Source organism: Cytobacillus horneckiae (assembly GCF_002835735.1).
GTDB lineage: Bacteria > Bacillota > Bacilli > Bacillales > Cytobacillaceae > Cytobacillus > Cytobacillus horneckiae.
Genome location: NZ_PISD01000076.1, coordinates 25,946 through 50,087, shown reverse-complemented (window position 1 = coordinate 50,087; position 24,142 = coordinate 25,946). Strand labels below are relative to the sequence as shown.

The window sequence follows — 24,142 nt, the reverse complement described above, 5'->3', positions numbered from 1 at the left end:
AAACTTTATTCTCATTTAACATTGTTACAAAAATTATTTACGGTAAATATTTCAGTTAAGAGAAGAATGAGAATAATGTTTTCTTAAACTCATAAAAAAGATTGCTGAAGATATTGAATGTACCTAACCGGCCCGTTAGAATCGAGTTACTAAAAATTCACAAGGGCACTAAATCAATATTGCAGTGGAGGAAGTGAAATATGACTAAACGTAATCAATCATGGAATGAGAATAAATATAATCGGTTTATTAAAGAAGGACGGGGACAGGGAGCAGGTAAGGAATATAATCCATGGTTGACTATTCAGGATTTTCCTTCTATGGGGAGAGTATCACGAATACTAGGGTGGAAGAGTGGTAGGGTACATCATTTATTTTCAGATTTGCAGGCTCGCTACTTTTATATGTTGGAGTGGGAGGATACAGTTGTGGACATTCGAGAACATTTTCCCCTATTGGACATTGAAGATACTATTAAACAGAAATCAGATTTGAATTTCAAACTATTTACTGATAAAGAAAGTGGATATCCATATACACTAAGTACTAATTTCCTGATAACGATAAATAGAGCAGATGGAGTTAATTTGCATTTAGCAAGAAGCATAAAAATGGCTTCGGAACTTGAGAAGAAAAAGACATTAGAAAGATTAGAGATTGAACGCCGATATTGGATGGAAAAAGGAATAGATTGGGGAGTTGTTACTCAAAAAGAAATTTCAAATCCGCTTGCAAAAAATATTGAATGGGTGCATTCCTGCTTATATTCATATGCTGAAAGAGGTTTTACACAGGATGAACTGATTTATTTAGGCAATGCTCTAATAGAAAGATTAGTAGATGCTAAGGATTCAATTAGAAAGATTACTGCAGACTTCGACAAAGAGTTTAATTACGATTTGGGAACAGGGTTATTTGTGTTTAAGTTTTTAATTGCTTCAAAACAGATCGGGATAGATATGACTAATCAAATTGATGTTAATCTATCCAATCCAATAATTGAAGTGAAGCCACGAATTACTCATGAGGAGGCAAAAAGAAAATGCTTGTAGTGAATAGTCTAATTTCCTTTAATACGTTAGAAAATGAAAAAGTAGTAGAAAGGGTATTATGGCTTAATAAAGCACATGATTATGGATATTTTTTAGATATTCATAACACCTCTTTGCCCTATGAAAGGAATATTACAGAAGTTGAAGAAGGGCTAAACAAGGGTAGCATAGTTCTAGTTGAAAAGGATCCATTCAGTCGGCTGATAAATGAAAAGTATATTCCTGAAAAACATCTGTCCTTACGTGATAGTGCTTGGGAAATCATAAAGGATATTGTGAAGTTGGAGCCATTTATCTACCACTCAGCAGAAAGAAGAAAATTAATTCTACAAAAGTGTGAAGCCCACAATATTCACGAAAGTACAGTTATTCGTTATTTAAAGAAGTACTGGCAACGAGGTAAAATAAAAAATGCTCTTTTACCTGACTATTATTTGTGTGGAGGTAAAGGTAAGGAAAAGAAGGCAAGTGAGGTAAAGAGAGGAAGGCCTAGAAAGCATGGACAAGTAACAGGAGAAGGAATAAATATTGATGAAAATATCAAAAAAACATTTAGATCTGCTATAAACAAGCATTATTACTCATCTGCCGAAAAATCACTTACTCTTACCTACGAACTAATGTTAAAAGAGTATTTTAGTATAGATAGTAAAGTGAAAGGAAAAGTGGAAATACCAGTAATAAAATCCTACGGAGATATACCATCACTAAACCAGTTTAGGTACTGGTTTGAAAAGGAGAGAGACATTAAAAAAGAAATTAGCCTAAGAAGAGGTCGAAAAAATTATGATCAAAATCATAGAGCAATTATAGGTGAATCAACAACAGAAGCATTAGGCCCCGGTGCAGTTTATCAGATTGATGCAACAGTAGGTGATTTGTACTTGTTATCAAGATTTAATCGTGACTGGATAATTGGACGACCCGTAATTTATTCCGTAATGGATGTTTATAGCAGAATGATAGTCGGTCTTTATATTGGATTAGAAGGTCCATCATGGGCGGGTGCAATGATGGCTTTGGCTAATGCTGCTTCTGATAAAGTTAGTTTTTGTCAGGACTTCGGAATTGAGATTGAAAAACATGAGTGGCCAGTTGCACATCTTCCAGAATCGATTTTGGCTGACCGAGGGGAATTAGAGGGAAGTAAAGTGGAGCCCCTAATTAATAACTTCGGAATAAAAGTTTTAAATACACCCTCTTACAGGGCTGATTTAAAAGGAATAATTGAACAACATTTTAGATTGACCAATTCAAGAACAAAGGCTTTTCTGCCGGGGGCAGTTAAGCCTGTTAAAGAACGTGGGGATCGTGATTACCGATTAGAAGCACAATTGGATATTTACCAGTTTACTCAAGTGATTATTAAATGTGCTTTATACCATAATAATCAACATTATCTTACGAACTATCAACGTGAAGAAATGATGGTGGAGGATGGGATAGCACCTATTCCAATACAACTCTGGGAATGGGGGATAAACAACAAATCAGGAAAGTTACGTCACGTTTCAGAGGATATTGTTAAACTCAATCTTATGCCTACTGGTAAGGCTACAGTAACTGCAAAGGGAATTGCATATAAAGGATTGCTATATGGGTCAAAACAGTCATTAAAGGAAAGATGGTTTGAAAAAGCACGGAACAGAGGCACTTGGAAAATTGAAATAAGTTATGATCCGAGAAATATGGATTATTTATATTTACGAGATGAAGACGGTTTGGGATTTGATAAATGTTTTTTATTGGAACATCAACAACGGTACAAGGGAAAGGTAGTTGAAGAAATTAATAATTTACTAGAATACGAGAAACAAACAGCGAAGCAACACAAGGAGAAAACAATACAGTCAAAAGTTGATTTAAACACTGAAATCGAAGAGATTGTAAAACAGGCTAAAATGGAAACATCTCAAAAACAAACGGATGTAATTAGTAAAAGGAGCAGAATAGGTAGCATTCGGGATAACCGTGCTGTTGAAAAAATGATTCAACGCGAAGGAGAGGCCTTTGAATTAAAAAAAGTTAATATAAATAACTCTGAAGTTGTTCCTTTTTATCAGTCTGAAAGTCAAGAATTTATGGGAGATACAGGGTTTGATTTGTTGTTGAGAAAGCAGAAGGAGGCGTTAAATAAGAAAGATGAATAGAGTTATCATTCCAAATGGCAGTGATGCTGTTGTTGCTGAATACGGTGAACAGGTTATTGAGGAATATAGTGGGAATCCTTTCATTGAAGCACTTCCTTCTATACTCTCTACAGAGGTGGCCATTGAAAAAATGGCTATATATGCCGAATACAACTCAAAAGAAAGAATGCTAGATAAACATTATCGCATTCATTTGGTACAAAGATTATTCCAATGCTTTCAGCCGTTATGGATACACTTGGACTTAGAAAGTAGAATTTCCAGAGTAATTCGTCAGGGATACTTGGCAAGAAATCCTTTTCGAGCCGGGTATGCACAGGGCTTGCAGGAAGGACATCGAAATATAAAAGGATTGCAAAGTGAATTAAGCAATAACAGTGCTTTTAGAACAACTGCAGCAGGATTTACGATAATCGGTGTGAGTGGTATGGGAAAAACAACTGCTATAAATAGGATTTTGTCCTTATACCCTCAAGTTATCGTTCACAAAGACTATAACGGAATAAATTTCAGTATGTATCAACTAGCATGGCTTAAACTCGATTGTCCTTTTGATTCTTCCTTGAGAGGACTAGCCTTGGAATTTTTTCGAAAGGTCGACGATTTGTTGGGAACAGAGTATCACAAAAAATTTGGGCTTGGTAGAAAAACAATAAATGATATGTTAGTGATTATGTCTCAAATAGCGAGAAACACGGGGCTGGGTGTTTTAGTTATAGACGAGATTCAACATTTAAGCAAAGCCAAAAGTGGTGGGGATCAAAAAATGCTGAATTTTTTTGTGACATTAGTCAATACAATTGGAGTTCCAGTTATATTAGTAGGAACACCTGCAGGCTTGTCTATTTTGCAAAGTGAATTTAGACAGGCAAGACGGGGAAGTGGTCAAGGAGATATGATTTGGGATAGATTAAAAAACAACCAAAACTGGGAGTTATTGATTAATGCGCTTTGGGGTTATCAATGGACCAAGAAACAGATTCCTTTTACAGGTGATTTTAAAAATATCTTGTATGAGGAAAGCCAAGGTATTATTGATATCGCGGTAAAACTTTACGCTATGGGTCAAATTGATGCCATTATGACAGGTAGGGAAGAAATAACACCAGAAACCATTAGTCAAGTGGCTAATAAGCATTTACAACTTGTTAAACCAATGATTCAGGCTTTGAAGTCGGGCAACATAAGTAAGATTGCAAAGTTTGAGGATATCAGTACATTGGACTTAGATTTTTTAGGATTTATGGAAAGAGAAAGGGCTTCTATCGATTTGCAAATGAAAATGGAGGCCATGAAAAGGACGCAAATGAAGAAAGAACAGGAAATGAGGATATCCATAAAAGATAAAGTAATCTTGAAATTGATAGAATTAGATTTTGAGCCGAGAGAGGTACAAAGGGTTATAGAGGAAATTATTGAGGACCAAGGAAATTTAGATATCAATGAACTGGTTGTGAAAGCCATTCAGCGTATATCTGCTTTAAATAAACCAAAGAAGAAGCAAAAGGAAATTTCTGAAGAGAATGATATAAGAATGTTAGTGATTGAAGGACGGAAGGAAAATAGGACAGCCTACGAGGTGCTTGGTAATAATGGTCATATCAAAAGTCATGACAGTGATTTTGGCCAGACAGGATAAAATGAAATGATAACCTTTTTCCCTGTACCTTATAAAGACGAGTTATTGTACAGTGTTCTGGCAAGATATCATATTCGGAGTGGAAACGTCAGTATTAAAGCCACACAACAGGATATATACGGGACTGATAGTATTACCGCAATAATGGACTTGCCTTCTCATATTAACCGTTTAATGGGTAATCTTCCTCTGGAAAATCATTATACACCCGATTATTTAATCACAAATCATACTCTGTATCCATTCTACTCTGCTTTCCTGCCTTTTGAACATGCTTCTAAAGTTAAAGAATCTATGATTGGTGATACTGGAGGCAGTATATATAATAGGATTGGTTTAATGGCAAGTTCAGTAAAATTTAATCAGTACTTTAAATTTTGCCCTAAATGCGCTGAAGAAGAGATGTGTAATCTTGGGGAATTGTATTGGCATAGAATACATCAAATTCCGGGGGTCCTTATTTGTCCAGAGCATAACACTCCGCTATATGATAGCCAAGTCCCTGTTAGGGGTTATAACAAACATGATTATAGATTAGCCGCTCCCGAATTTTGTAAAATATGTACCTCAGAAAAATATTACTCTGATAAAATCATGGAAAAGGCAATCAATATAACAGATGATGTTAAATTTCTGTTAAGTAATATGGTGGAAAGTAAGTCGTTAGATTGGTTTAAAGAGCAGTATTTAAGTAGGTTAAAAGAACTTGGTTTTGCAAATGTAAACGGTAGGATAAGAAAGAAAGAATTGCTATGTGCCTTTTTAGACTTTTATGGTCATGATTTATTGGAAAATATGCAATCAGATATCAATAATAATAACAATTGGCTGAATGATATGCTACTTAGAAATAATAGAACTACCCACCCCATAAGACATCTTTTATTTATGCAGTTCCTTGGAATTTCCGTTTCAGATCTTTTTAATAAAAAAATAGACTATAAACCTTTTGGAGAGAAGCCATGGCCATGTTTAAATCCTGCTGCTAGTCATTATATGAGCCCTGTTATAACCGACATAGAATTAAAGTATGGAACGGATAGTAAAAGTCCCATAGGGATATTTAAGTGCGGTTGCGGCTTTATTTACCTCAGAACAGGACCAGATCACGAGGATAAAGACAGATACCGAAAAACAAAGATTAAGCAATTTGGACCTATATGGGAAGATAAACTAAAACAACTCACTAACCAAAGATTCAGTTTGAGGGAAACTGCAAGACAATTGGGAGTAGACCCAGCCACTGTAAAAAAATATGCAAAAAAACTAGGATTACAAACATATTGGGTGAAGAAAAGTAAAATAATAGAGAAAAATATAAACACGGTTAAGCAAAATTCTACTGTAAAGAAGGTAGGAAGTTACAGAGGAGAATGGCTTAATATAAGAAAACAGTATCCGCTCAGCAGTAAGACAGAATTACGCCAACTTAACAATAGAGTGTTTACTTGGTTGTACCGAAACGATAGGAAATGGTTGAATCAAAACTCTCCAAAATTAAAATCAAAAGTCAATTATAATAATAGGGTTGACTGGGAGCGTCGGGACGAGGAAATTTACAAAAATGTAAGGAGTGCTGTCGATGACATGTTATCCATCGGGAAGCCTTTACGTCTTACTATTAGTTCAGTAGGTAGTAGAATTGCAATGAGACCATTATTGGAAAAACATCTTGATAAAATGCCAAAGACTAAAGCGTTTTTGAATGAGAAAACTGAGAGTACTAATGACTTTCAAATTAGAAGGCTACATTGGGCTGTACAAGAGTTAAAACAAGACGGACAGGATTTAACATTATGGAGACTATACCGTAAGGCAGGTATTAGAGCCAAGTTTCAGATGGAACTTCAAGAAGATGCATTAAAATTAATTGTTGAGAAGGGTAACTGCACGCTCCAACGGTAATAACGTTATACACACAGTAAATTGTGTACTATGTAAAAGTAGAGAGTATAATCTCTGCTTTTTTTTTTGGTCCTTAAATTTTCTTTAACTATTTGATACGATGGTAGTTAGAAAAAGGGGGGAATAAATTGTTTTATGATAATCAAAAAACTAAACAACGCCAAGAGTATATAAGAACATTACAGGCAGTAGGATCTTTATCTAACTTATTCTCTGATAGTGATATTCCTAACTTATATTACAGGGCTGCTGAAAATATTTTTTGTAGATCATTTGATGCAAGAAATTTGTCTCGAAGTGATATTACGTTTGATGCTATTAAAGAAGGCTTAGGTATAGCATTAAAAACCTTTCAACACCGCAACGGTAAATGTGTTGAGAAAATAGCAGAATTTAACGATGCACTTGAAAAATTTGCAGGTCGTTCAGACGAAGAGATAATGCATATTATCTCAAATTTAAGAAATGATCGTATTCAACTTGCATTAGATATGACTGATGCAACTAGTATGATTTACCATCTTGTAACTAGAAAAAATGGTTCTTTTGAAATTCATGAAGAAGAATTGAAATTTATTAATATTAATAAATTAAAAATTGATAAAAAACAGACAACTAAAAAAACAATTTGGTTTTCTGATGGAAGCCACGAATATAAATTTTCAAAATCTAAAAGTACTTTATATAAAAGATTTATAACAAATAAACCATTAGATACTTTTACTGTTGATATCTTAGAAGATCCTTTTTCTTTCCTATTAAGTGAAGAAGCAAAAACTCTTTATCTATCACACGAAGGTTTCGAGGAAAGTTACCCTTCAGTTATCTTACCTCTTTATTCTGCAAAAACTGGTAATGTGGAAGAAAAGAGTGGTTTAAATCAATGGAATGCAGGTGGAAGAGATCGGCATAAGAACGAAGTTTATATTCCTATTCCTTCATGGATTCATAGGGAATTTGAGGGATTCTTCCCATACGATCCTGAAACTGGTGATAAAGAACCGTTTACATTGTTATTACCAAATGGTGAGGAATTAAATGCAAAAATTTGCCAAGGTGGAGGAAAAGGCTTTATGTCTAAGCCAAACAAGGCTTTAGGGAAATGGCTGCTCCGTCATATTTTAAAAATCCCATCCAGAACTTTAGTTACAAAAAAGCATTTAGAAGATGCAGGTATAGATTCAGTTGTAGTTACAAAATTGGATGAATATAAGTTCCAGATTGATTTTGCGGAAACAGGAACATATCAAGAATTTGAAGAAAATAATAAAAAGTATTAACATTTGTTAATGAATAGGCACTTTAGGGCGCAACCAAAAGCATTACGACTTGCTAAATTAACTTATGTCTTATTAAGAACTTGAGTAGACTCTGTAAAAGTAACTAAACTAAACTCAAGTTCAAAATTAATTTTGCAAAGGCCTATGCAGATTTTAGGAGACAAATTTAAAAAATATGTTATCTAGCGGCGGGAATTTAAGAAAGTTTTCTTGCCGCTTGTATTGTACCAACTATTTTGTCCAATACAGAATTTATATCTTCTTTTATCTCATGTTCCCATATTCTCAATATTCGCCACCCATTCTCAATGTAATACTTTGTTACCTCCATATCTCTCTTCTGATTTCCTTCAAGTTTCTTTCCCCAATATGTTTCATTGCTTTTCGGGAGGTTACCGTGTATGGGGCATACATGCCAAAAACATGAATCTATAAAAACCACCACTTTATACTTCTTAATTGCAATGTCGGGTTTTCCGAACAATTCCTTGACATTTTTTCGGAACCTTATTCCTCTTTTCCAAAGTGCCTTCGTAACCAAATCTTCTAGTTTAGATTTTGACTTAATTGCCTGCATATTTTTTCTTCTTTGCTCTTTAGTCAAATTATCCACTAATAATCACACTTTCATTGTTCTGTATTATATAAATTTCCAAGACCGAAGTATATTAAACCATTTATAGTTTCCAATAAATATTTCTACAAAAATAAACTTGGGGGCAGCCAGATTCGACAACTTATGATAAAATAAGTTATTATAACTCATTATCGAGAACGTACATTCGCATAATGAAATAATAGGAGGCTAAAAAATGCCATATACAGTTTCATCACTTTTTGCAGGTATAGGTGGAATTGACAAAGGTTTTGAACAAGCAGGCGCAAACATTATTTGGGCAAATGAAATGGATAAGAATGCTTGCATCACATATAGAGCAAATTTTGAACATGAATTAAAAGAAGAAGATATTCGTAATGTTCATGCAGATGAAATGCCGGATACAGATATTATTACTGCTGGTTGGCCATGTGTTGCGTTCTCTGTTGCAGGTAATAGGCACGGTATGAAGTACCAATGTCATGATTGCGAACATGAACATAGTGTTACTTATGAAGAGTATATTAACGATGCAGTCTGCCCGGAGTGTGGAGGGCATACTGAAGCAAAAGATCCGCGCGGTACACTGTTCTTCGATGTAATTCGTTTTATTCGTACTAAAGAGCCTAGAGCAATCTTCTTGGAAAATGTGAAGAACTTAAAAGGACATGATAAAGGAAATACATTTAGAGTTATCGAGCAAATGTTGCGGGAAAGTGGATATCACATTGACAGTAGAGTAATGAATACTATGGAATATGGAAATATTCCGCAAAACCGTGAAAGAATATTTATAGTAGGCTTTAGAAGTGAAGAGGCTTTAAATAATTTTGTTTGGCCTGACAGAATTCCGTTAACTAGAACAATTGATGATATTCTTGATCGTAATGAACAGCAAGATCCTGCTTATTATTATACAGGGACTAGCCAGTATTACACTATGATTCAGGAGGCAATGACTAGCAGGGATACTGTATATCAACTTCGAAGAGTGTATATAAGAGAAAATCAAAGTAATGTATGTCCGACTCTTACTGCGAATATGGGTACTGGAGGGCATAACGTACCTTTAATTATTGACGATTGGGGCTATCGCAAACTAACTCCAAAAGAGGCGCTTCGGTTTCAGGGTTTTCCAGTTGATGAAGACTATGTAATTCCAGAAGGCATGGCAAACAGTCACCTATATAAACAGGCTGGAAATGCTGTGAGTGTACCGGTTATCCGACGAATCGCAGAAAATTTTATAGCAGCGCTAAATACTGTATATGATAGAACTGAAGTTGATGAAAATGAAAATGCAGTGGCAATATAAATGATTTATATAGGCTTTGTGCTTCTTTATTGTTAAGAAGTAAGACGGGGAAACGAGCCCCGTCTTTTTTTATTCCAATGCTCTAAGTCTTTCAATTAAACCATCAATATGATGTAGATTTCCAGCCTGCATATAATAGTTATCTGCATCCATTCTGTTATTACGCCCCATTCTATTGAGATATGCACCTTGAGGTATAAAATAGTTTCTTTCAATAAGTTGAACCAAATTATTTCTAGTCATATAACCGGGAATATCATAGGTGAATTCTTGTGCCAATATTAATTCTTTAAGTGTATTTCTATCGCAAGTATCGTTGAAATACAATCTATTTCCTCTCAAAATGTCTGCAGCATAGGGTTCTAATCTTACTAAAACAAAATAATGGTAAAGTTCATTATCTGTATTTAAGTTCGGAATGTATAATCCTTCTTCGTTCCAATCTTCAGCCTCAAGTAACAATAACTGTCCAAAAGACTTCGTGGATTTTACGGCAATCTTCCTTCCCATATACTCAAAATCACTAGAATCCCAAACGCCTTCATCATACATTTCAAGATCAGGCATTGGTACTAATAATCCGTTATCATTAAATACTTCCCAGAGAGCAAACTCGGCTAGTTTTCCCTGAAAAGTATCTGCGAATATTTCTCCATTTCTTCTTCTGTTATTTCCTCCTGTTCTATGATTTCGGTGGTGTCCTTCACGGCCAAAACTCATACCATAAGCAAAGTCAAAAACTTCTTCAATAATCTCATGACTAAAGGTATTTATAGGTGCAAATGGTCTTCTATTAGTAAAGGAATAAACATCTTTATACCTGCGATCCTCCGGATCATATTCCCTAGTTCTTTGTAACCGCATGAAAATCCCCTCCAATTTAATAGAATTTTAGATTCTACTCTATTTTATGATGGTTGATGGTAAAATTTCCATATAAAAAGGTATTTTTAGGGAAAGATACTAAATCTATATTCATATATATTTAGGAGGGTATTAGGGAATGGGGGAGAACATTATAGAAATTTTACGGAAACTATCACATATTCATGCGAAATATGATGTGTATAGTGAAAATCAAATAAAGGGTAATGTAAAAGAAAGTATTATTGAGGATATTAGATTAATCCCAAGACTAAAATATCTAGCAAATTACTATGATACTTATTTTGATGAATATCAGAAACAAATAGAGGGAAACTGGAATAACAATACCTTTAAAGGAGATAGTATCGCACGTAGCACTGATCTGCCGTTTATAGGAAGTGATGTTTTAGAGAGTGGGACTGCAAATTACTTGTTTGTCTTTAAAGGTTCATTGCAGAGTATAGAGAAACTAAGTATGACTGTTCTATCGTGTTTTTGGATATTTAATAACAATTTACAATACCAGAACATATTTAATAAATACTGGCCCTCACAAAATTATAACTTATTGTTAGAAAATCTGGGTATAACTCCTGAAATTGCAAAAAAATCTTATGTAACAGATTTTGCTAGAATTCCAAACAATAAAGGTACAAGAGACACAAAAAAGTGCAGGGCATTATTATTAGATGAAATTGAGATATTAAAACCGAATTTGGTTATTCTGGTCGGTGCGGAGCCAAGAAATGTATTTATAAGCGAACTTGAACGAAATCCAGATAAATTTATAACAGTACCCTTTTCATTAAAAGGTGTTCCAAAAAAGACACAAGAAGAGGGGCCGTTAATGTATGAAGATCTTCGTAGCAGATATTCAGGACAATAGTACAACTAGGAAACTACAAGTGGAGCCACAAAATAAATAAGGCTAAAGAGGAAGTTTATTTTCCTCTTTATGCCTTATAAACAGATACTACTTCATTATCTTCTACAGATAGATAAAGTTTTTCAGGTGGTTCAGGTAAACTCTTCTTAATAAAATTGTTTGATATACTGTTTACCTTACTAATCTCCTTTCTTATACTTCTCTGTTTCTCTAACATATAATTGTCTGTAGTAAATCTTGTTTTGAATTCTGATGAGTAGGAATCTAATTCGACTAAAAATTGGCTTTTACTCTCTTCAAATAATTTGATTAATTGATTTGCATTTCCGATAGAATGCTCAATAACTGCCTGTGAATCACCGTAAAGTTCCATTAATTTTATACAACCAGTTACATTCATAAAATATAAGTTTAGTAGATTCTCATAATCGATGTATTCCGAAACTATTTTATTTAAATTAGTTAATTGCTCCTTAGTTTGCCACATCCAAACCTTTTTCTTAAGGACTGACACTTGATTAGTAACATCATCTAAGTCCTTCATGATGGAGTAGATAGAGGATATGTTTTCACGATAGATACTTTCTAATTGAGCCATTACCCTCTCACTAATCTCGTTATTTTGATAAATGGTATATGCTCTTTTGAGGTAGTCATATGTTCCTTTGGCCTGTCCGTAATATTCATTTTTTCTCATTGAGATTAATCGGTCTAAGGATAAGTGAATTTTTTCTAATTCTTTTCTTATTTCTTGTAAATGTTCTTGAGAAACAACAACCGTTAGTGTGTTCATGGCAAGTGCTTTTAATTGTGCAGGATTATATTTTTGGACTTTTAGGTTCCCATGTTCAATGATTCTTCCTCGCTCATTAACAGCCATTGCACGCTGGTAACCTTCCTTATTTACAGAGTCCATAAGTTTAGTTGTACCTTTTTTCAATTCCTCCTGTATTGTTTCAGAGAAAACAACTTCATAGACTTCTTTACCTTTTGATAAATGTGGTGTATTTGATTTGACCATTCTTAATAAATCATTAGAGTATTCCTTTAATTTATTATTTGGCTCAATTATTTTTCCGGATTTTAAAACGGAGGGATCCGTTTTATTAACCAATAATGGAAAATCAATGTTCAATAGTTCTTCTTTTTGTGGAGTAACTTCATTTTTTATGATGTGTTCTTGGCCATTTTTTTCACAATCATATTCGGATATATTCTTTCTTCCCTTTTTTAATAGATAAAAAGTAATAGCAGCAACAGGGATTACTAATAAAAAAATTAACAAATAAGATTCATTCATTAAGAAACCCACTTTCCAAATATTTCTTATAAATATTATACTATATTGGTAGATTCATTTTATAACATTAAAAATATTTCCAGAATTTTAATAAAGGATAGAAATGATATAAGGCTGGTGTTATTTAAATGCAGATAGATCAAATACTTTTTAATCTTTCACAGCAGAAACCATTTTTTAAATCGGAGAAAGAATTTCAAAACTACCTAGGAGATGAAATTAAGAAAAATGGTTTCGTTTGTGAGAAAAGTAGTAATTATCTAGGACAGAAGGTTGATATTTTGGTAAAAGATTCAAGGTTTAATGTTTTATATGCAATACAACTTCGTCATAAAACTGCATTACTATCTATGGAAGGCGGGTTAATAAGGTTAAAAAATCACGGCGCACAAGATCAAGCAAGATATGATTTTATAAAGGATATAAAGTCATTGGAAAACATTAAAAAAGGAAATACGGTTGTTAAGGGTTATTCCATCCTTCTAACAAATGATAGTAAGTACTGGGAACTCCCTGCAAAATCAAATAGTGTAGATGAAGACTTCTTAATTTACGAAGGAAAGATATTGTATGGAAAATTAGAATGGTCCCCTCTTGCCTCTGTAGGTACTAAATATAAAAGAGAAGATAAGTTAGAGTTATTATAACAATATGAATGCAGATGGGGGACATATTCAAAAATTGGTGAACAACAAAATAACGTATTTAAACATTTAGTTTTGGAAATATGACCGTTTATAAAACGAGGGGATAATTATGGAGGAATTGGTTACTTCATTACAAGAGGTTATTTATAATATTGAGCAATTTAACAAGGATTTATTGGAAGAAACAGATATACTTACACAACTAACACAGTTTAAGCATTGGTATTATATACCTGCAAATAATTCTTTTGGTCCTAGTAAATACATTGGTTATAAGGATATGAACACTACAAAATATGCTAGGGGAGAGAATAAAACCGGAGTAGATACAGAGAAGATACTAAAACAATGGTTTATTAAGTTGCCATCAGAATCAAAGAAGAGTCAAGTACTCATGGAGGAATTGTCAGAATTACTAGGTTTATATGGTAAGAGGATAAGAAGTAATGCTTTTATTCACGTATTAAAGAATGGGATTACTTGTCCTTAATATTTTTCGTTATAGGGAATATGAAATATTAGGAAAGGGGTGCATAAAAAGCACTCCTTTTATTATTGATTTAATTTTAACCTAGTCCTTAAAATATCACACAAAAATTGGGCTTTATTACCGCCTATAATCAAAGTAAATGTGAAGAGTATATCTAGTTATTAAATTAAAGCGAAATCACAATTCATGAAGGAAACCAGTTGTTAATTTCTTTTAAGCAAAAGGTCCTATAAATTGATTAAATTGTTTGATAGAATTTAATTGGTAGAATTAGGGACAATCAATGAACAAACTACAAGAGATGTATAGGAGGATAATGAAGTGCCGGATTATAGAGAAGAAAATACCCCGCTATCACTTTTTGAGGATGAGGAGGAAATTGAGGTTAGCGTACCAAGAGATTCACCTCATACTATACCTGATATAGATGATGTATTTGAGGATGATATAGAACAATTGCCTTTGTCTGATGATGAACTAGAAGAACTTGTGTTTTATAGTATTAAAACCGGCAATCCAACAACTGTAGAGGATATTTCTAATTTAGAAAATCCAATTGAAGTACTTCAGTTAAACAGATTTAGAGAAGAACTAGAAGTCAACCAAACAATCTTTATCGTGTTTGGAGGAGATAGAGGGAGACCAGAAGTAACATGGGAAACTGGATTAATTGGTATTGGTCATATAAATAGAGCACCATATGATATTGGTTATGAAGGAAGGAACTTTAAACTCGAAATTAATGTAGATCTTCTTTTAGAAGAGAATATTAAAAAAGACGATTTAGTGCCTTATATAACTACATACAATTTACCCGGAATTTCTCCAATGACTAAGGGAGAACCGAATCAAGCGTTAAGTGCTATATATGGAGAACAGGCAGTAGGGTTAGTTAGAGCAATATTGGATAATTATCCTGATGCGGAGGAAGACCTTACAGATATTTTTGGAGAAAGATTTATGCTTAATGTTAAAGATGAAATACGTTATCTTGTTGAGCAAACAATGTCATTTGAGGATAGACAGCACCAATTCGAAGGTGACGAAGACGAGAACGCCGAAGATGGTGAGCAACCTCCTGCTCCAAGAACGTACAGCAATATTTATAATCCAGATATAAATATTATTAAAGGTTCTCTAGAAATGGATACCCAGCCTATTGAGTATTTCAAAAATTACATTAACATTAACAAGAACATTATTTTAACTGGACCTCCGGGTACTGGGAAAACAACTATTGCTGAGAGAGCAGCAGAAGAAGGAGTAAGAACAAATTTTATTGATGGATTTATTTTAAGTACAGCAACTGATGATTGGAGCACATTTGATACTATTGGCGGTTATATGCCTGATCCAAATGAATCAGGAAAACTTAGATTTAACGAAGGAATCGTATTAAAAAGTATCAAGGAAAATAAATGGCTCATCATTGATGAAATTAACAGAGCAGATATAGATAAGGCATTTGGTCAGTTATTCACTGTTTTATCTGGAAAAGATGTTGAATTGCCCTTCGAATCTAATGGCCAAACAATCAAAATTAAACACCATGCAAGAAGTGATTCATTTTTTGATTCTTTAACCTGTACCTATTTTATAGGGATGAATTGGAGAATTATAGGTACTATGAATACATTTGATAAGAACAGTCTATTTGCATTTTCTTATGCATTTATGCGTAGATTTGCATTTATCGAAATTCCAATTCCTAATTTAACATTCTACTCTAGGTTAATAAATGCAACGAATCTCTCACAGGTGAATAAAGACTTTGTATATAAATTAGTTGAAGTTACACCAAAGCCTTTAGGACCTGCAATAATAATCGAACTTATGGATTATATTAATATTGCAAATAATTCCGGTAGGATTGAAGCAATTTGTGGAACAGTTATACCTCAGTATGAAGGATTAGAACATAATGATATCCATGAACTGTATGAACAAATTGGTTCATACTTATCAATACTGGAAAGAGAAACATTTAAAAGGTTTGTAGGTGACTTTTTTGATCTGCCAAGTAATTTCTTTAGAAATATTGATAGACGGCTAACATCTTTGGAGAGTGACGAAAGTGACGAAGAAGATGAAACTGATTTACAAGATGAACTGCATGTAGAGAGAGAAATTGAAGATGAATCAATTGAATAGGAAACTATTTAAAGCAGGTAGTGTAAATGATTACTAATAAAAACGATTGTTGGTCGTCAAAAAATCATACTCAAATATTAGAGCAAACTAATAAGCATTTATGGAGATTTATCCAAAATAATTCTGCAATCGCTTCAGCAGAAGATGTATTTTTAAGCCTGACAAATGTATCAAAAAGTAATTTGCAGAAGTTGAGTAATATATATTTTATTCTTGATGAAGAAGTTGAAGAGTTTATAGAAATAACTGCTCCTTCCATTTTAAAACGCCTTTCAAAGACATCCCAAACAGAACACAAAGTCTTGAGAGGGAATGTTAAAGGAAAAATAAACTGGAGTAAAACAATATCAGAACGAAATGCTTCAGGGGGAGATCCATCTATATTTGTATGCAGTCAACGGTCTTCAGTATTTGATTTGCCGGAAAATAGACTATTACTTTATTTATTGCGAAGGATTATGTTTATCTGTAATTCTTTATCAAATTCTGATTTTGAGAAAGACGAAACAAATCTTGAGGAACTTGAGAACAAAGAGAAATGGATTAATACAGTGTTACGAATTGGACATAAGACAAAAAAATTACTTAAAAATCCATTTATAAGAAAAATCGGGGATATGCATGATATAAATCAAAAAACAATAATCCAAGCAGAAAAAGCCAGAGGACAAATGTATTCCCATTTGGCAAAAGTTGCTCAAGTTTATTATTTTATGAATATTAACCCGGTTAGATATCTTGATACAGTATTAAAGGGGAAGACTTTAGAGCCTCTAAATAAGGATACTTTGTATGAAATTGCAGTTATGTTTAAACTACTTGAAGTTATAAGAGATAATGGCGGGGTTGAGAAACGAATTGGACTTATAGGCGGCGGCTCATCCCTTGTCAGCAGGTTTACGGCAGGCCTTAAGGAAATCAAAATATATTTCCAAGGTATTCCAAAGGAAATTGCTTTAAAAAGCATATATGGCCCTTTAATGAACTTATATGGTCTTAGCGATAAACTTAGAAGACCTGATATGGTTTTAGAAGTGTTTGAGGGCAATAAGAAGAGTTTTTATATCATCGAAGTAAAAAGGTCAGATAAAAGGACATATTTGGTCGATGGTGCATACAAATTATTTGGATATTTAAAAGACTTTGAGGCAGTTAAAAATCCAAATGTTAATTTGTATGGGGTCTTGGTCGGTTGGACAAATATAAAAGAACTTGGAACAGTTGAGGAAAGTGAAATATATTTATCGTCTTGGGGCAATTTAGAAGATATCTTAGATTTTATTTTAAAAAAAGAATTGGAGTAATACCCCGAAAAACTATTTAAGGCCCATTAGGGTCTTTTTTTATGGTCTTCTGAGATATTTACACTTATGTCATCCCATGCTTAATGTGTCTTTTTATTCGTGATATAAGTATTAATAGAGCACGAACAATTACCTAAAAAGTGCTAATGAGAATAACTTTAACCCAAAATATTAGTTATTTTCATTTACCTCTTACTGAAAAGTAGGTGGTAAAGGCAAGGTTGGAAAAATCGAGGATCTTGGTTCCCGGTATAAAGGAAGGAGGGTGCTTTATTAAATTTATTGTGATCGAATGTAACAAGGAGGAATGTAAAATCTAATTATATAGCACAAATATACAATCTGGGTTTTACTCCAATCCCTTGTTTTATTGGGAAAAGGAGGAGATTAAATGAAAAATGAAAATGAAAGTAAAAAAATAAAAGGACCTATCATTAATTATTCACTTACAAAAGAGTTAAATCAAAAAGAAGAGCAGTTAGAAAATGGGGTTTTACAAGAAATTCCTGATAAAGAAATTGCTAATATGCCAGTATGGAAGGAAGTTATAACGGATGATAAAGGAAATCAGTATATTGCTCCTAAGGGTTATGAACTATCCTCAAACAATGACGGAGAAGTGGATTTTATTGCTCCATTCCTTAAAGAAGGAAAGTTTGGTAAGTATGTACACAGGGGATACCTAGCAGAATATCTAATTAAAAATGTACCCTCAGCATACTCAACTGGAGTCTTATTTCTATACGACAATGGCGTATACAGACCCATTAAGGAAAATGAAGATAAGGGGATTGTAAAGGCATTGCTTACCCCGCAATACTCTTCAATGGATGCAATAAATGACGGAACTAAACAATGGAGAATTGACGAGCGAATTAACAAGTTCCCTGAAGAATTTAATAATAATCCATATCTACTGAACTTAAAAAATGGAATATTAAATATTGAAGATAATGACAACTGGGTTTTCACTGAAGGACATTCGCCAGAGTATTTATCTACAATACAAATCCAAGCAAATTATAACAAAGATGCTAAAGGAGAGAACTTTAAGAAGTTTCTATCTACCTCTGTTCCTAACCCGGAAGTCCAAATGCTTTTACAGGAAATGGTGGGTTACTGTTTAACCTCTTTTACAAAGTCTAAGCAAATGATTTTTATATTAACGGGAAAAGGCGATAGTGGTAAATCGACTTTTATTAATGCCACCCTTGAAGGTCTTTTAAATGATAATGCTAAAAGCCATGTTCCCTTACAGGATTTAGACGGGAATGAGTACAATCAAGCAAAATTGTATGGAAAGATAGTAAATATTTTTGCGGATTTACCGGATAAATCTGTAAAAGAAATTGGTTACTTGAAGGCTGCTACTGGTAATGATCCTATTCCTGCGAGAAGAATTTATGAAGCACCTTTTGAATTTAAAAATAAGGCGAAGTTTGTTTTTTCCAGCAATAGTCTCCCTGCAAATTTTTCTAAAGATTCAACAGATGCTTTTTATAATCGTTTGACACTTATTCCATTCAATGAAACGATTACGAAAAAGAATCCTGATTTAAGTAAAGCGTTAGAAAAAGAATTGGACTTTATCCTTCTGTGGGCGTTAGAGGGTTTACATCGTGTCATAAAGAATAAATGGAAGTTTACAACTAATGAAATGAGCGAGGGACTGAAAGCAGAGTACAAGAAATACAGTAACCCAGTAATGGCTTTTGTAGAAGATTATTGTGAACTGGGCGAGGAGAATGAAACCGCTCGTGCTATTCTTTTTGCTGAATGGGAGAAATTCTGTAAACAAAATGGACATATTTCGGGTAGTCAAACTAAGTTCAACAAAAATATTGAGAACCTTTACGGTGATAAAGTAAAAAAGAGTCAAATGAACAACCCTAAAAGAACTAAATCGTGGAAAGGTATTCGTATAGTAACCTAAATACATCTAAATATTTTCAGAAAAACTTTGAGACGGGAAAAAACCGTCTCTTTTATATTCCTTAAAGGGTTTGAACCATTAAGAACTGCTTTTGAACCATTTATGAACCGATTCTTCCCAATGAATACTAGGCATGAGCCATTTGAACCAGTTATGTTTCAGAATAAAAAGTAGTTTTAACTAGAGCATTTTATAGAGTATTTAGAAAGGTTTTATTTTGTTTAGAAACAAAAATATCTTTAAAGTAGCGAAAAATAGGTTCAATTGGCTCAATCCAATAATATCAAGGGGTGACTGGTTCAACGCCGGTTCTACTTTGGTTCGTTTTCGGCTCAATGCTGGTTCAATTTTCATTTTGAGAAAAAAGGATGAAACGTACGTTTGTTTAATTGAATATATGTAAATATTTTACTAAGGAATAGGGAGGGAAAAACAAATGATAAAGGGAAAAGACAAAAAGAATAGCCCGGATTATGTAAAAGCCTTTCATAATGATTATGTTATTACTATAGGCAGGCATCCCCGCTTCAACTGGGTTACTCATACGGATAAAGATTATATGTATTTCTTATATATCACCCGTACAGAGAAGAACTTTGTCAGTAAAAATTCAGCACATGTTGGGAATTTCAATATTTTATGTCACCAACAAACATTCTACGATTATCACCATTTAATGTTAGTCATTGAACCGATATTAAGTGAATATATCTTGGAAAGCGAGAAAATCTTTAAGATTTGTATGCTCGTGCAAGAATTAGAATACCAAAGTGAACCAGCACAATAAAGAAGCCAGTGGAGAATAACAGTAGGGAATATCCTACTGTCTTTTTTTTATAAAATAAAGGTTTTGTCTTCTAGAAAAAGAAATGACAAATATAAACTATTAAAATACACAAGGGAAAGAGATCAATCTGGCAGAACCTAAAAAATGAAAGGGGGAGAAAATATGAAGGATTATAGTATTAAAGATTTAATCTACATAAATGAACTATTTGAAAGTTCAGTATGTGTTCGTTTTATTACACTAAATAGATTTGTTCAACTGGAATTTACTGACGAAGAAGGTATTGTGCATCCATATACAGTAACTAAAAGAGAGTTTGTTCAGATAAAAAGAAACTTCTATATTGAGGAATTAAACGAAATCATTGAGTACGGATTGGAAGAGGGTGTATCAATGTACACAAAGATAGATTCTTCAAATGAAGGTTTTCCAATAGAGGTAATCTTTATGGAGGGAGATGTAGTTTGTAAACAGTTTCGTTGTAACTTTGAGGAATTAGGTTTTGTTTATAAAGCATTAAAAAAGCAAAGGGGAGTGAGTAAGGACTAGTGTAAATGAAAGGGGGGGATTTAATGCATACAATCATGGGTATAGATGCTTCTCTATCCTCTACAGGTGTTGCAATTACATCATACAATAAAGAAATACTTTTCCTGCAAACAATTAAGACCACGGTTAACTCCTCAATTAAAGAGAGAATTCTCATAGTTCATAAGGAAATCGAAAGCCTAATTGATAGATTCAAAGTTCACTTAATTCTTATTGAAAATAACTACAGTGGAGGTAGTAAAGAGGTTAATTGGATTATCGGAATAATATATCTTATAGCAGCAAAAAATTGGATAGATATTAAAACATATGCCCCCGCTTCAATAAAAAAGGCAGTTACAGGAAACGGAAAGGCTAGCAAAAAAGAGATGAAACCTGCTATTCATAGAATCTTTGGAGAAATAAAATCAAATGAACATGTAAGAGATGCTTTAGGAATAATACATTGTTATTTCGAAAAGGAAAGAGAGGAGAGATTAATAGGTAAAGCCACCGAAGCAAACAGTTAAACATTGTGTTTGCTTCTTTTTCTTTGGAAAAAACTCTAAAGAATATGTCCAGCCTACATCAAAGATTCCCTGCCAAAGGGTACATTTGTGTGTAATAAGTAAGTTAGGAAGTTGTTTTCCAGAATAATTTGTTTTTAATATGTCTAATGTACTAAAAAATATGTCGGAATAGGAGTAAAATTGGAAAAGGTCAAATTTATTTGTCAAATGATGTGATAAAATTACTAGTATAAGATAATGAGGAATCTGGTTATGAAAGTGGTGAATGGAATGACCATTAAGAATTTAAAAGTTCTTAGCAGAAAGGGTCCCATAGATATACCTGATTGGATCAATTTTGCATTCGAATTAGGCGCTTATATAAATGACCATGGAATTAAGTATAAAAAATCTATTAACATTATACTATCTCTTCCCAGCGAACAATTCTTTTCATTATTTATTGCAATGGGAATAGCAGATAAAACATTTTCTAAGAATAAACAAATGCGGTCTATAAGAAAAACAGTTATTAATTTAGAAAAAGGTAGCCGAATTATTTATCAGGATGAACAATCTGCGAGAAAAGCATCAGTTATCTCGGTAGAACCTAGCCCTGTTTTTGAAAACGAAATGATACTGAAGATAAAAGACGGAAAGATTGAAAGAGGAATTCCTGAAAGGTATTGGATTGATAGAGTTATTCTTTTAGACGAAGAATTTGATGAAATTAAGAGAACACGAAAGGTAAGTAAGAAGCAACAAGTTGGTTTAGATAATAGCAGATTGTTGAGGGCTTTGTATACATCTGGCCAATTAAATAAAGTTGAGTTTTATCCGGGAGACTCATTTTACTTGGTCGGAAATGCTGGTCAAATTAATGATTTTATGGGTAATGAAATTTTTATTTATGAGGGTGTAAAGGGAACGATAAAAGACTTCCTTTATTTTGATAACAGTAATAGTTACACAAACGGGAAATTTTTTTCATCTCAAATGAAGCGAAATGATGTAGAAATTAACGATGAAGTTCCAGTTATTTATTCAGACCTATTTAGTTTTATTAAACAAGACAAGCAATTCACTAATAACCCTAAAATGATTTTATCAAGCAGAACTGACAACGAAAATCGGCTGCATGAGGTGAAGGAAGAATTACGAAGAGAATTATTGCAGAGTGACCACAAAATAGTTACTGAGGAAATTGTTGAATATTTAAAGTCTACTGGAGTTCAAATACCACTTGGAATTGAATTCCTTGCTTGGAGGTGATGACTATGAACTTTAATAATTTAATAGACTTATATAGTTTGGGTCATAAGACTGTTTTATTTAAGCATGTGGAAAGCAATGAATTATTGCCTTTTGCCAATAGCATTGAAAAGTTCAGATTAGAGATTCAAAATAGATATGAGAATGACGATCATCTGGTAGAAGTTCTGAACCTTCTTAAGAAAGTGTTTTTTAAGTTGGCAAGCAGTTTACTTCCGTATAATAAGGTGATCAATAAGGATACTGAAGATCAGATCATCTCAAAGTTTATTCAGATTAAAAAAAGTTATCCCGAACTATTCACAAAAGTTGTAATTCAAATAGCAAAGTCATTTAAGGAAGTGCTAGAAAGTACAAATAATAGTTTGTATGATTACCTATGCAATTATATTAACAGCAGGGCGGAAACAGGCTTAAAAGTAGCAATTGTTACAAAAAGGGCAATAACAATTGAGGAAAGATTTTTAATCATAGATGGGTTGAAATCATTCTTAAAGGAAAGTTTTTTTACAGAGAACAGTTTTAGAAAAGATATTGAAACCTTTGATGAAGTTGTTTTTGTAGGTAATCCCGCTTATTTTGGAGAGTATGTTAAAAATACTTTTAAAGGTAAGACCGTTGCTTTTATATCTTATGATATTTTTACCAATTCCATAAGTCCCAACAAGATCTTTGAGGATATAGACAAGAAAGGTGTATATAGCACAATATTTCAAAATGTTTCTTTTGGGGAGCCGATACAAAAGAAAAGTAATATTACCTTAGAACAAGCAGAGTTGTTAAATACAGCAGTAAGCAAGTTCCTAGAGGAACAGAAAAATACATTAGAGGTAAACTCTCAAGATGCTGTTGAAGCAAGCATAGTTTATCTGGAGAATGACCGCTTCTTGTTTGCACCAAAAGATTCAAAAATCCGTGTTTTTTCCCCTAATGAAAAAAGTAATTTTATCAAGCAACTTAATTTTAAGGATATAGAAGAAGATGACTTTATTGTAATTAGAAATGATAGAGATACCAGATTAATTGCGGAAGTTGCTGATCATGATGTTCTTAAGAAAAACGCTGAAAAATATCGCCTTCTTCAAAATGAATGGAAGGATAAATTACGCTTTAACGTAAAGAAAAAAGGAATTAGAAAAGTAAGTGAAATTTTGATTAACAAATACAATATTAACACTGCTTCTATGGCATCTTTAAGGTCATGGTGTAATGAGGATTCAATTTGCCCGACTGAACTTCCGAAAATACTGAAGGCATTAAAGTATGATGAAGAAATGATAAAAGAAACATACAATACTATGAAGATTATTCAACTTGCCCATAGAAAAGCAGGAAGAATTATTTCTAATAAATTAATGAGTGAACTTTCAAATGATATCTTAAAGGAGTTACAAGAAAAAGGCTACTACACGTTTATGTCAAAAGAATTTAATGGGGCTTCTTTTAATATTGAAAGAATTGTATCAATAGATCGCTCAAGACATTTAATAGCACCATACAACCTTATGAAGCCAATGAATATAGATTAG

20 protein-coding genes are annotated in these 24,142 nt (G+C 33.1%); 17 read left to right on the top strand and 3 right to left on the bottom strand.

From position 1 onward, the window contains the following. Window positions 1–200 precede the first annotated feature (200 nt). The 5 genes from CWS20_RS25590 to CWS20_RS25570 all read left to right on the top strand — a co-directional run bounded on the left by CWS20_RS25590 (window position 201) and on the right by CWS20_RS25570 (window position 8,026). Window positions 201–1,052 (top strand): heteromeric transposase endonuclease subunit TnsA, encoded by an 852-nt coding sequence (locus tag CWS20_RS25590; protein ID WP_066192396.1) that lies wholly within the window; start codon window positions 201–203, stop codon window positions 1,050–1,052. Then, complete coding sequence (locus CWS20_RS25585; RefSeq protein WP_066192397.1) at window positions 1,043–3,202, top strand: TnsB C-terminal domain-containing protein; 2,160 nt, start codon at window positions 1,043–1,045, stop codon at window positions 3,200–3,202. Before CWS20_RS25590 ends, CWS20_RS25585 begins: the two co-directional genes overlap by 10 nt. Next, window positions 3,195–4,841, top strand: coding sequence for an ATP-binding protein (locus tag CWS20_RS25580; RefSeq protein ID WP_066192398.1), 1,647 nt, complete (start codon window positions 3,195–3,197; stop codon window positions 4,839–4,841). Before CWS20_RS25585 ends, CWS20_RS25580 begins: the two co-directional genes overlap by 8 nt. 6 nt (window positions 4,842–4,847) lie before the next feature. Beyond that, window positions 4,848–6,746 carry a TnsD family Tn7-like transposition protein gene (locus CWS20_RS25575; RefSeq protein WP_066192400.1) on the top strand — a complete coding sequence of 633 codons (1,899 nt, stop codon included), beginning with the start codon at window positions 4,848–4,850 and terminating at the stop codon, window positions 6,744–6,746. Between the two features lie 128 nt (window positions 6,747–6,874). Further along, the gene (locus tag CWS20_RS25570) at window positions 6,875–8,026 is read left to right on the top strand and encodes a phospholipase D-like domain-containing protein (RefSeq protein ID WP_066192403.1); all 1,152 of its coding nucleotides are present in this window, start codon (window positions 6,875–6,877) and stop codon (window positions 8,024–8,026) included. A gap of 196 nt (window positions 8,027–8,222) precedes the next feature. Here CWS20_RS25570 and CWS20_RS25565 read toward each other — a convergent pair whose 3' ends face one another. Then, the gene (locus CWS20_RS25565) at window positions 8,223–8,639 is read right to left on the bottom strand and encodes a very short patch repair endonuclease (protein ID WP_276328342.1); all 417 of its coding nucleotides are present in this window, start codon (window positions 8,637–8,639) and stop codon (window positions 8,223–8,225) included. Window positions 8,640–8,838: 199 nt separating this feature from the next. On the opposite strand from CWS20_RS25565, the gene CWS20_RS25560 reads away from it, so the two are divergent. Then, the gene (locus CWS20_RS25560; RefSeq protein ID WP_066192408.1) at window positions 8,839–9,939 is read left to right on the top strand and encodes a DNA cytosine methyltransferase; all 1,101 of its coding nucleotides are present in this window, start codon (window positions 8,839–8,841) and stop codon (window positions 9,937–9,939) included. 69 nt (window positions 9,940–10,008) lie between these two features. Here CWS20_RS25560 and CWS20_RS25555 read toward each other — a convergent pair whose 3' ends face one another. Continuing rightward, window positions 10,009–10,803, bottom strand: a complete 795-nt coding sequence (locus CWS20_RS25555; protein WP_066192410.1) for a hypothetical protein — start codon at window positions 10,801–10,803, stop codon at window positions 10,009–10,011. 139 nt (window positions 10,804–10,942) lie between these two features. Here CWS20_RS25555 and CWS20_RS25550 point away from each other — a divergent pair, with 139 nt between their 5' ends. Beyond that, entirely contained in the window at window positions 10,943–11,692 is a 750-nt protein-coding gene (locus CWS20_RS25550; protein WP_066192412.1) for a uracil-DNA glycosylase family protein, read from the top strand. A gap of 67 nt (window positions 11,693–11,759) precedes the next feature. On the opposite strand, the gene CWS20_RS25545 is transcribed toward CWS20_RS25550, so the two are convergent. Then, entirely contained in the window at window positions 11,760–12,992 is a 1,233-nt protein-coding gene (locus CWS20_RS25545; protein ID WP_066192414.1) for a hypothetical protein, read from the bottom strand. Window positions 12,993–13,120: 128 nt separating this feature from the next. Between CWS20_RS25545 and CWS20_RS25540 the strand changes: the two genes are divergently transcribed. The 10 genes from CWS20_RS25540 to CWS20_RS25495 all read left to right on the top strand — a co-directional run bounded on the left by CWS20_RS25540 (window position 13,121) and on the right by CWS20_RS25495 (window position 24,142). Then, window positions 13,121–13,639 carry a hypothetical protein gene (locus CWS20_RS25540; RefSeq protein ID WP_066192415.1) on the top strand — a complete coding sequence of 173 codons (519 nt, stop codon included), beginning with the start codon at window positions 13,121–13,123 and terminating at the stop codon, window positions 13,637–13,639. A 109-nt stretch (window positions 13,640–13,748) separates the two neighbouring features. Then, window positions 13,749–14,129, top strand: a complete 381-nt coding sequence (locus CWS20_RS25535) for a hypothetical protein (RefSeq protein WP_066192417.1) — start codon at window positions 13,749–13,751, stop codon at window positions 14,127–14,129. 321 nt (window positions 14,130–14,450) lie between these two features. Beyond that, window positions 14,451–16,280 carry an AAA family ATPase gene (locus tag CWS20_RS25530; protein WP_066192419.1) on the top strand — a complete coding sequence of 610 codons (1,830 nt, stop codon included), beginning with the start codon at window positions 14,451–14,453 and terminating at the stop codon, window positions 16,278–16,280. A 26-nt stretch (window positions 16,281–16,306) separates the two neighbouring features. After that, window positions 16,307–17,584 (top strand): hypothetical protein, encoded by a 1,278-nt coding sequence (locus tag CWS20_RS25525; RefSeq protein ID WP_066192422.1) that lies wholly within the window; start codon window positions 16,307–16,309, stop codon window positions 17,582–17,584. A 391-nt stretch (window positions 17,585–17,975) separates the two neighbouring features. Continuing rightward, on the top strand, window positions 17,976–19,517 hold the full coding sequence (locus CWS20_RS25520; RefSeq protein ID WP_066192424.1) for a DNA primase family protein: 1,542 nt from the start codon (window positions 17,976–17,978) through the stop codon (window positions 19,515–19,517). Between the two features lie 436 nt (window positions 19,518–19,953). After that, window positions 19,954–20,304 (top strand): hypothetical protein, encoded by a 351-nt coding sequence (locus CWS20_RS25515; protein ID WP_066192428.1) that lies wholly within the window; start codon window positions 19,954–19,956, stop codon window positions 20,302–20,304. Window positions 20,305–20,466: 162 nt separating this feature from the next. After that, window positions 20,467–20,853: a hypothetical protein gene (locus CWS20_RS25510; protein ID WP_066192430.1), complete on the top strand. Its 387-nt coding sequence runs from the start codon at window positions 20,467–20,469 to the stop codon at window positions 20,851–20,853. A 23-nt stretch (window positions 20,854–20,876) separates the two neighbouring features. Next, window positions 20,877–21,362, top strand: coding sequence for a crossover junction endodeoxyribonuclease RuvC (locus tag CWS20_RS25505; RefSeq protein ID WP_066192432.1), 486 nt, complete (start codon window positions 20,877–20,879; stop codon window positions 21,360–21,362). A gap of 252 nt (window positions 21,363–21,614) precedes the next feature. Further along, window positions 21,615–22,613 carry a hypothetical protein gene (locus tag CWS20_RS25500; RefSeq protein WP_241504266.1) on the top strand — a complete coding sequence of 333 codons (999 nt, stop codon included), beginning with the start codon at window positions 21,615–21,617 and terminating at the stop codon, window positions 22,611–22,613. A 5-nt stretch (window positions 22,614–22,618) separates the two neighbouring features. Further along, window positions 22,619–24,142, top strand: a complete 1,524-nt coding sequence (locus CWS20_RS25495; RefSeq protein ID WP_066192434.1) for a DISARM anti-phage system protein DrmE domain-containing protein — start codon at window positions 22,619–22,621, stop codon at window positions 24,140–24,142.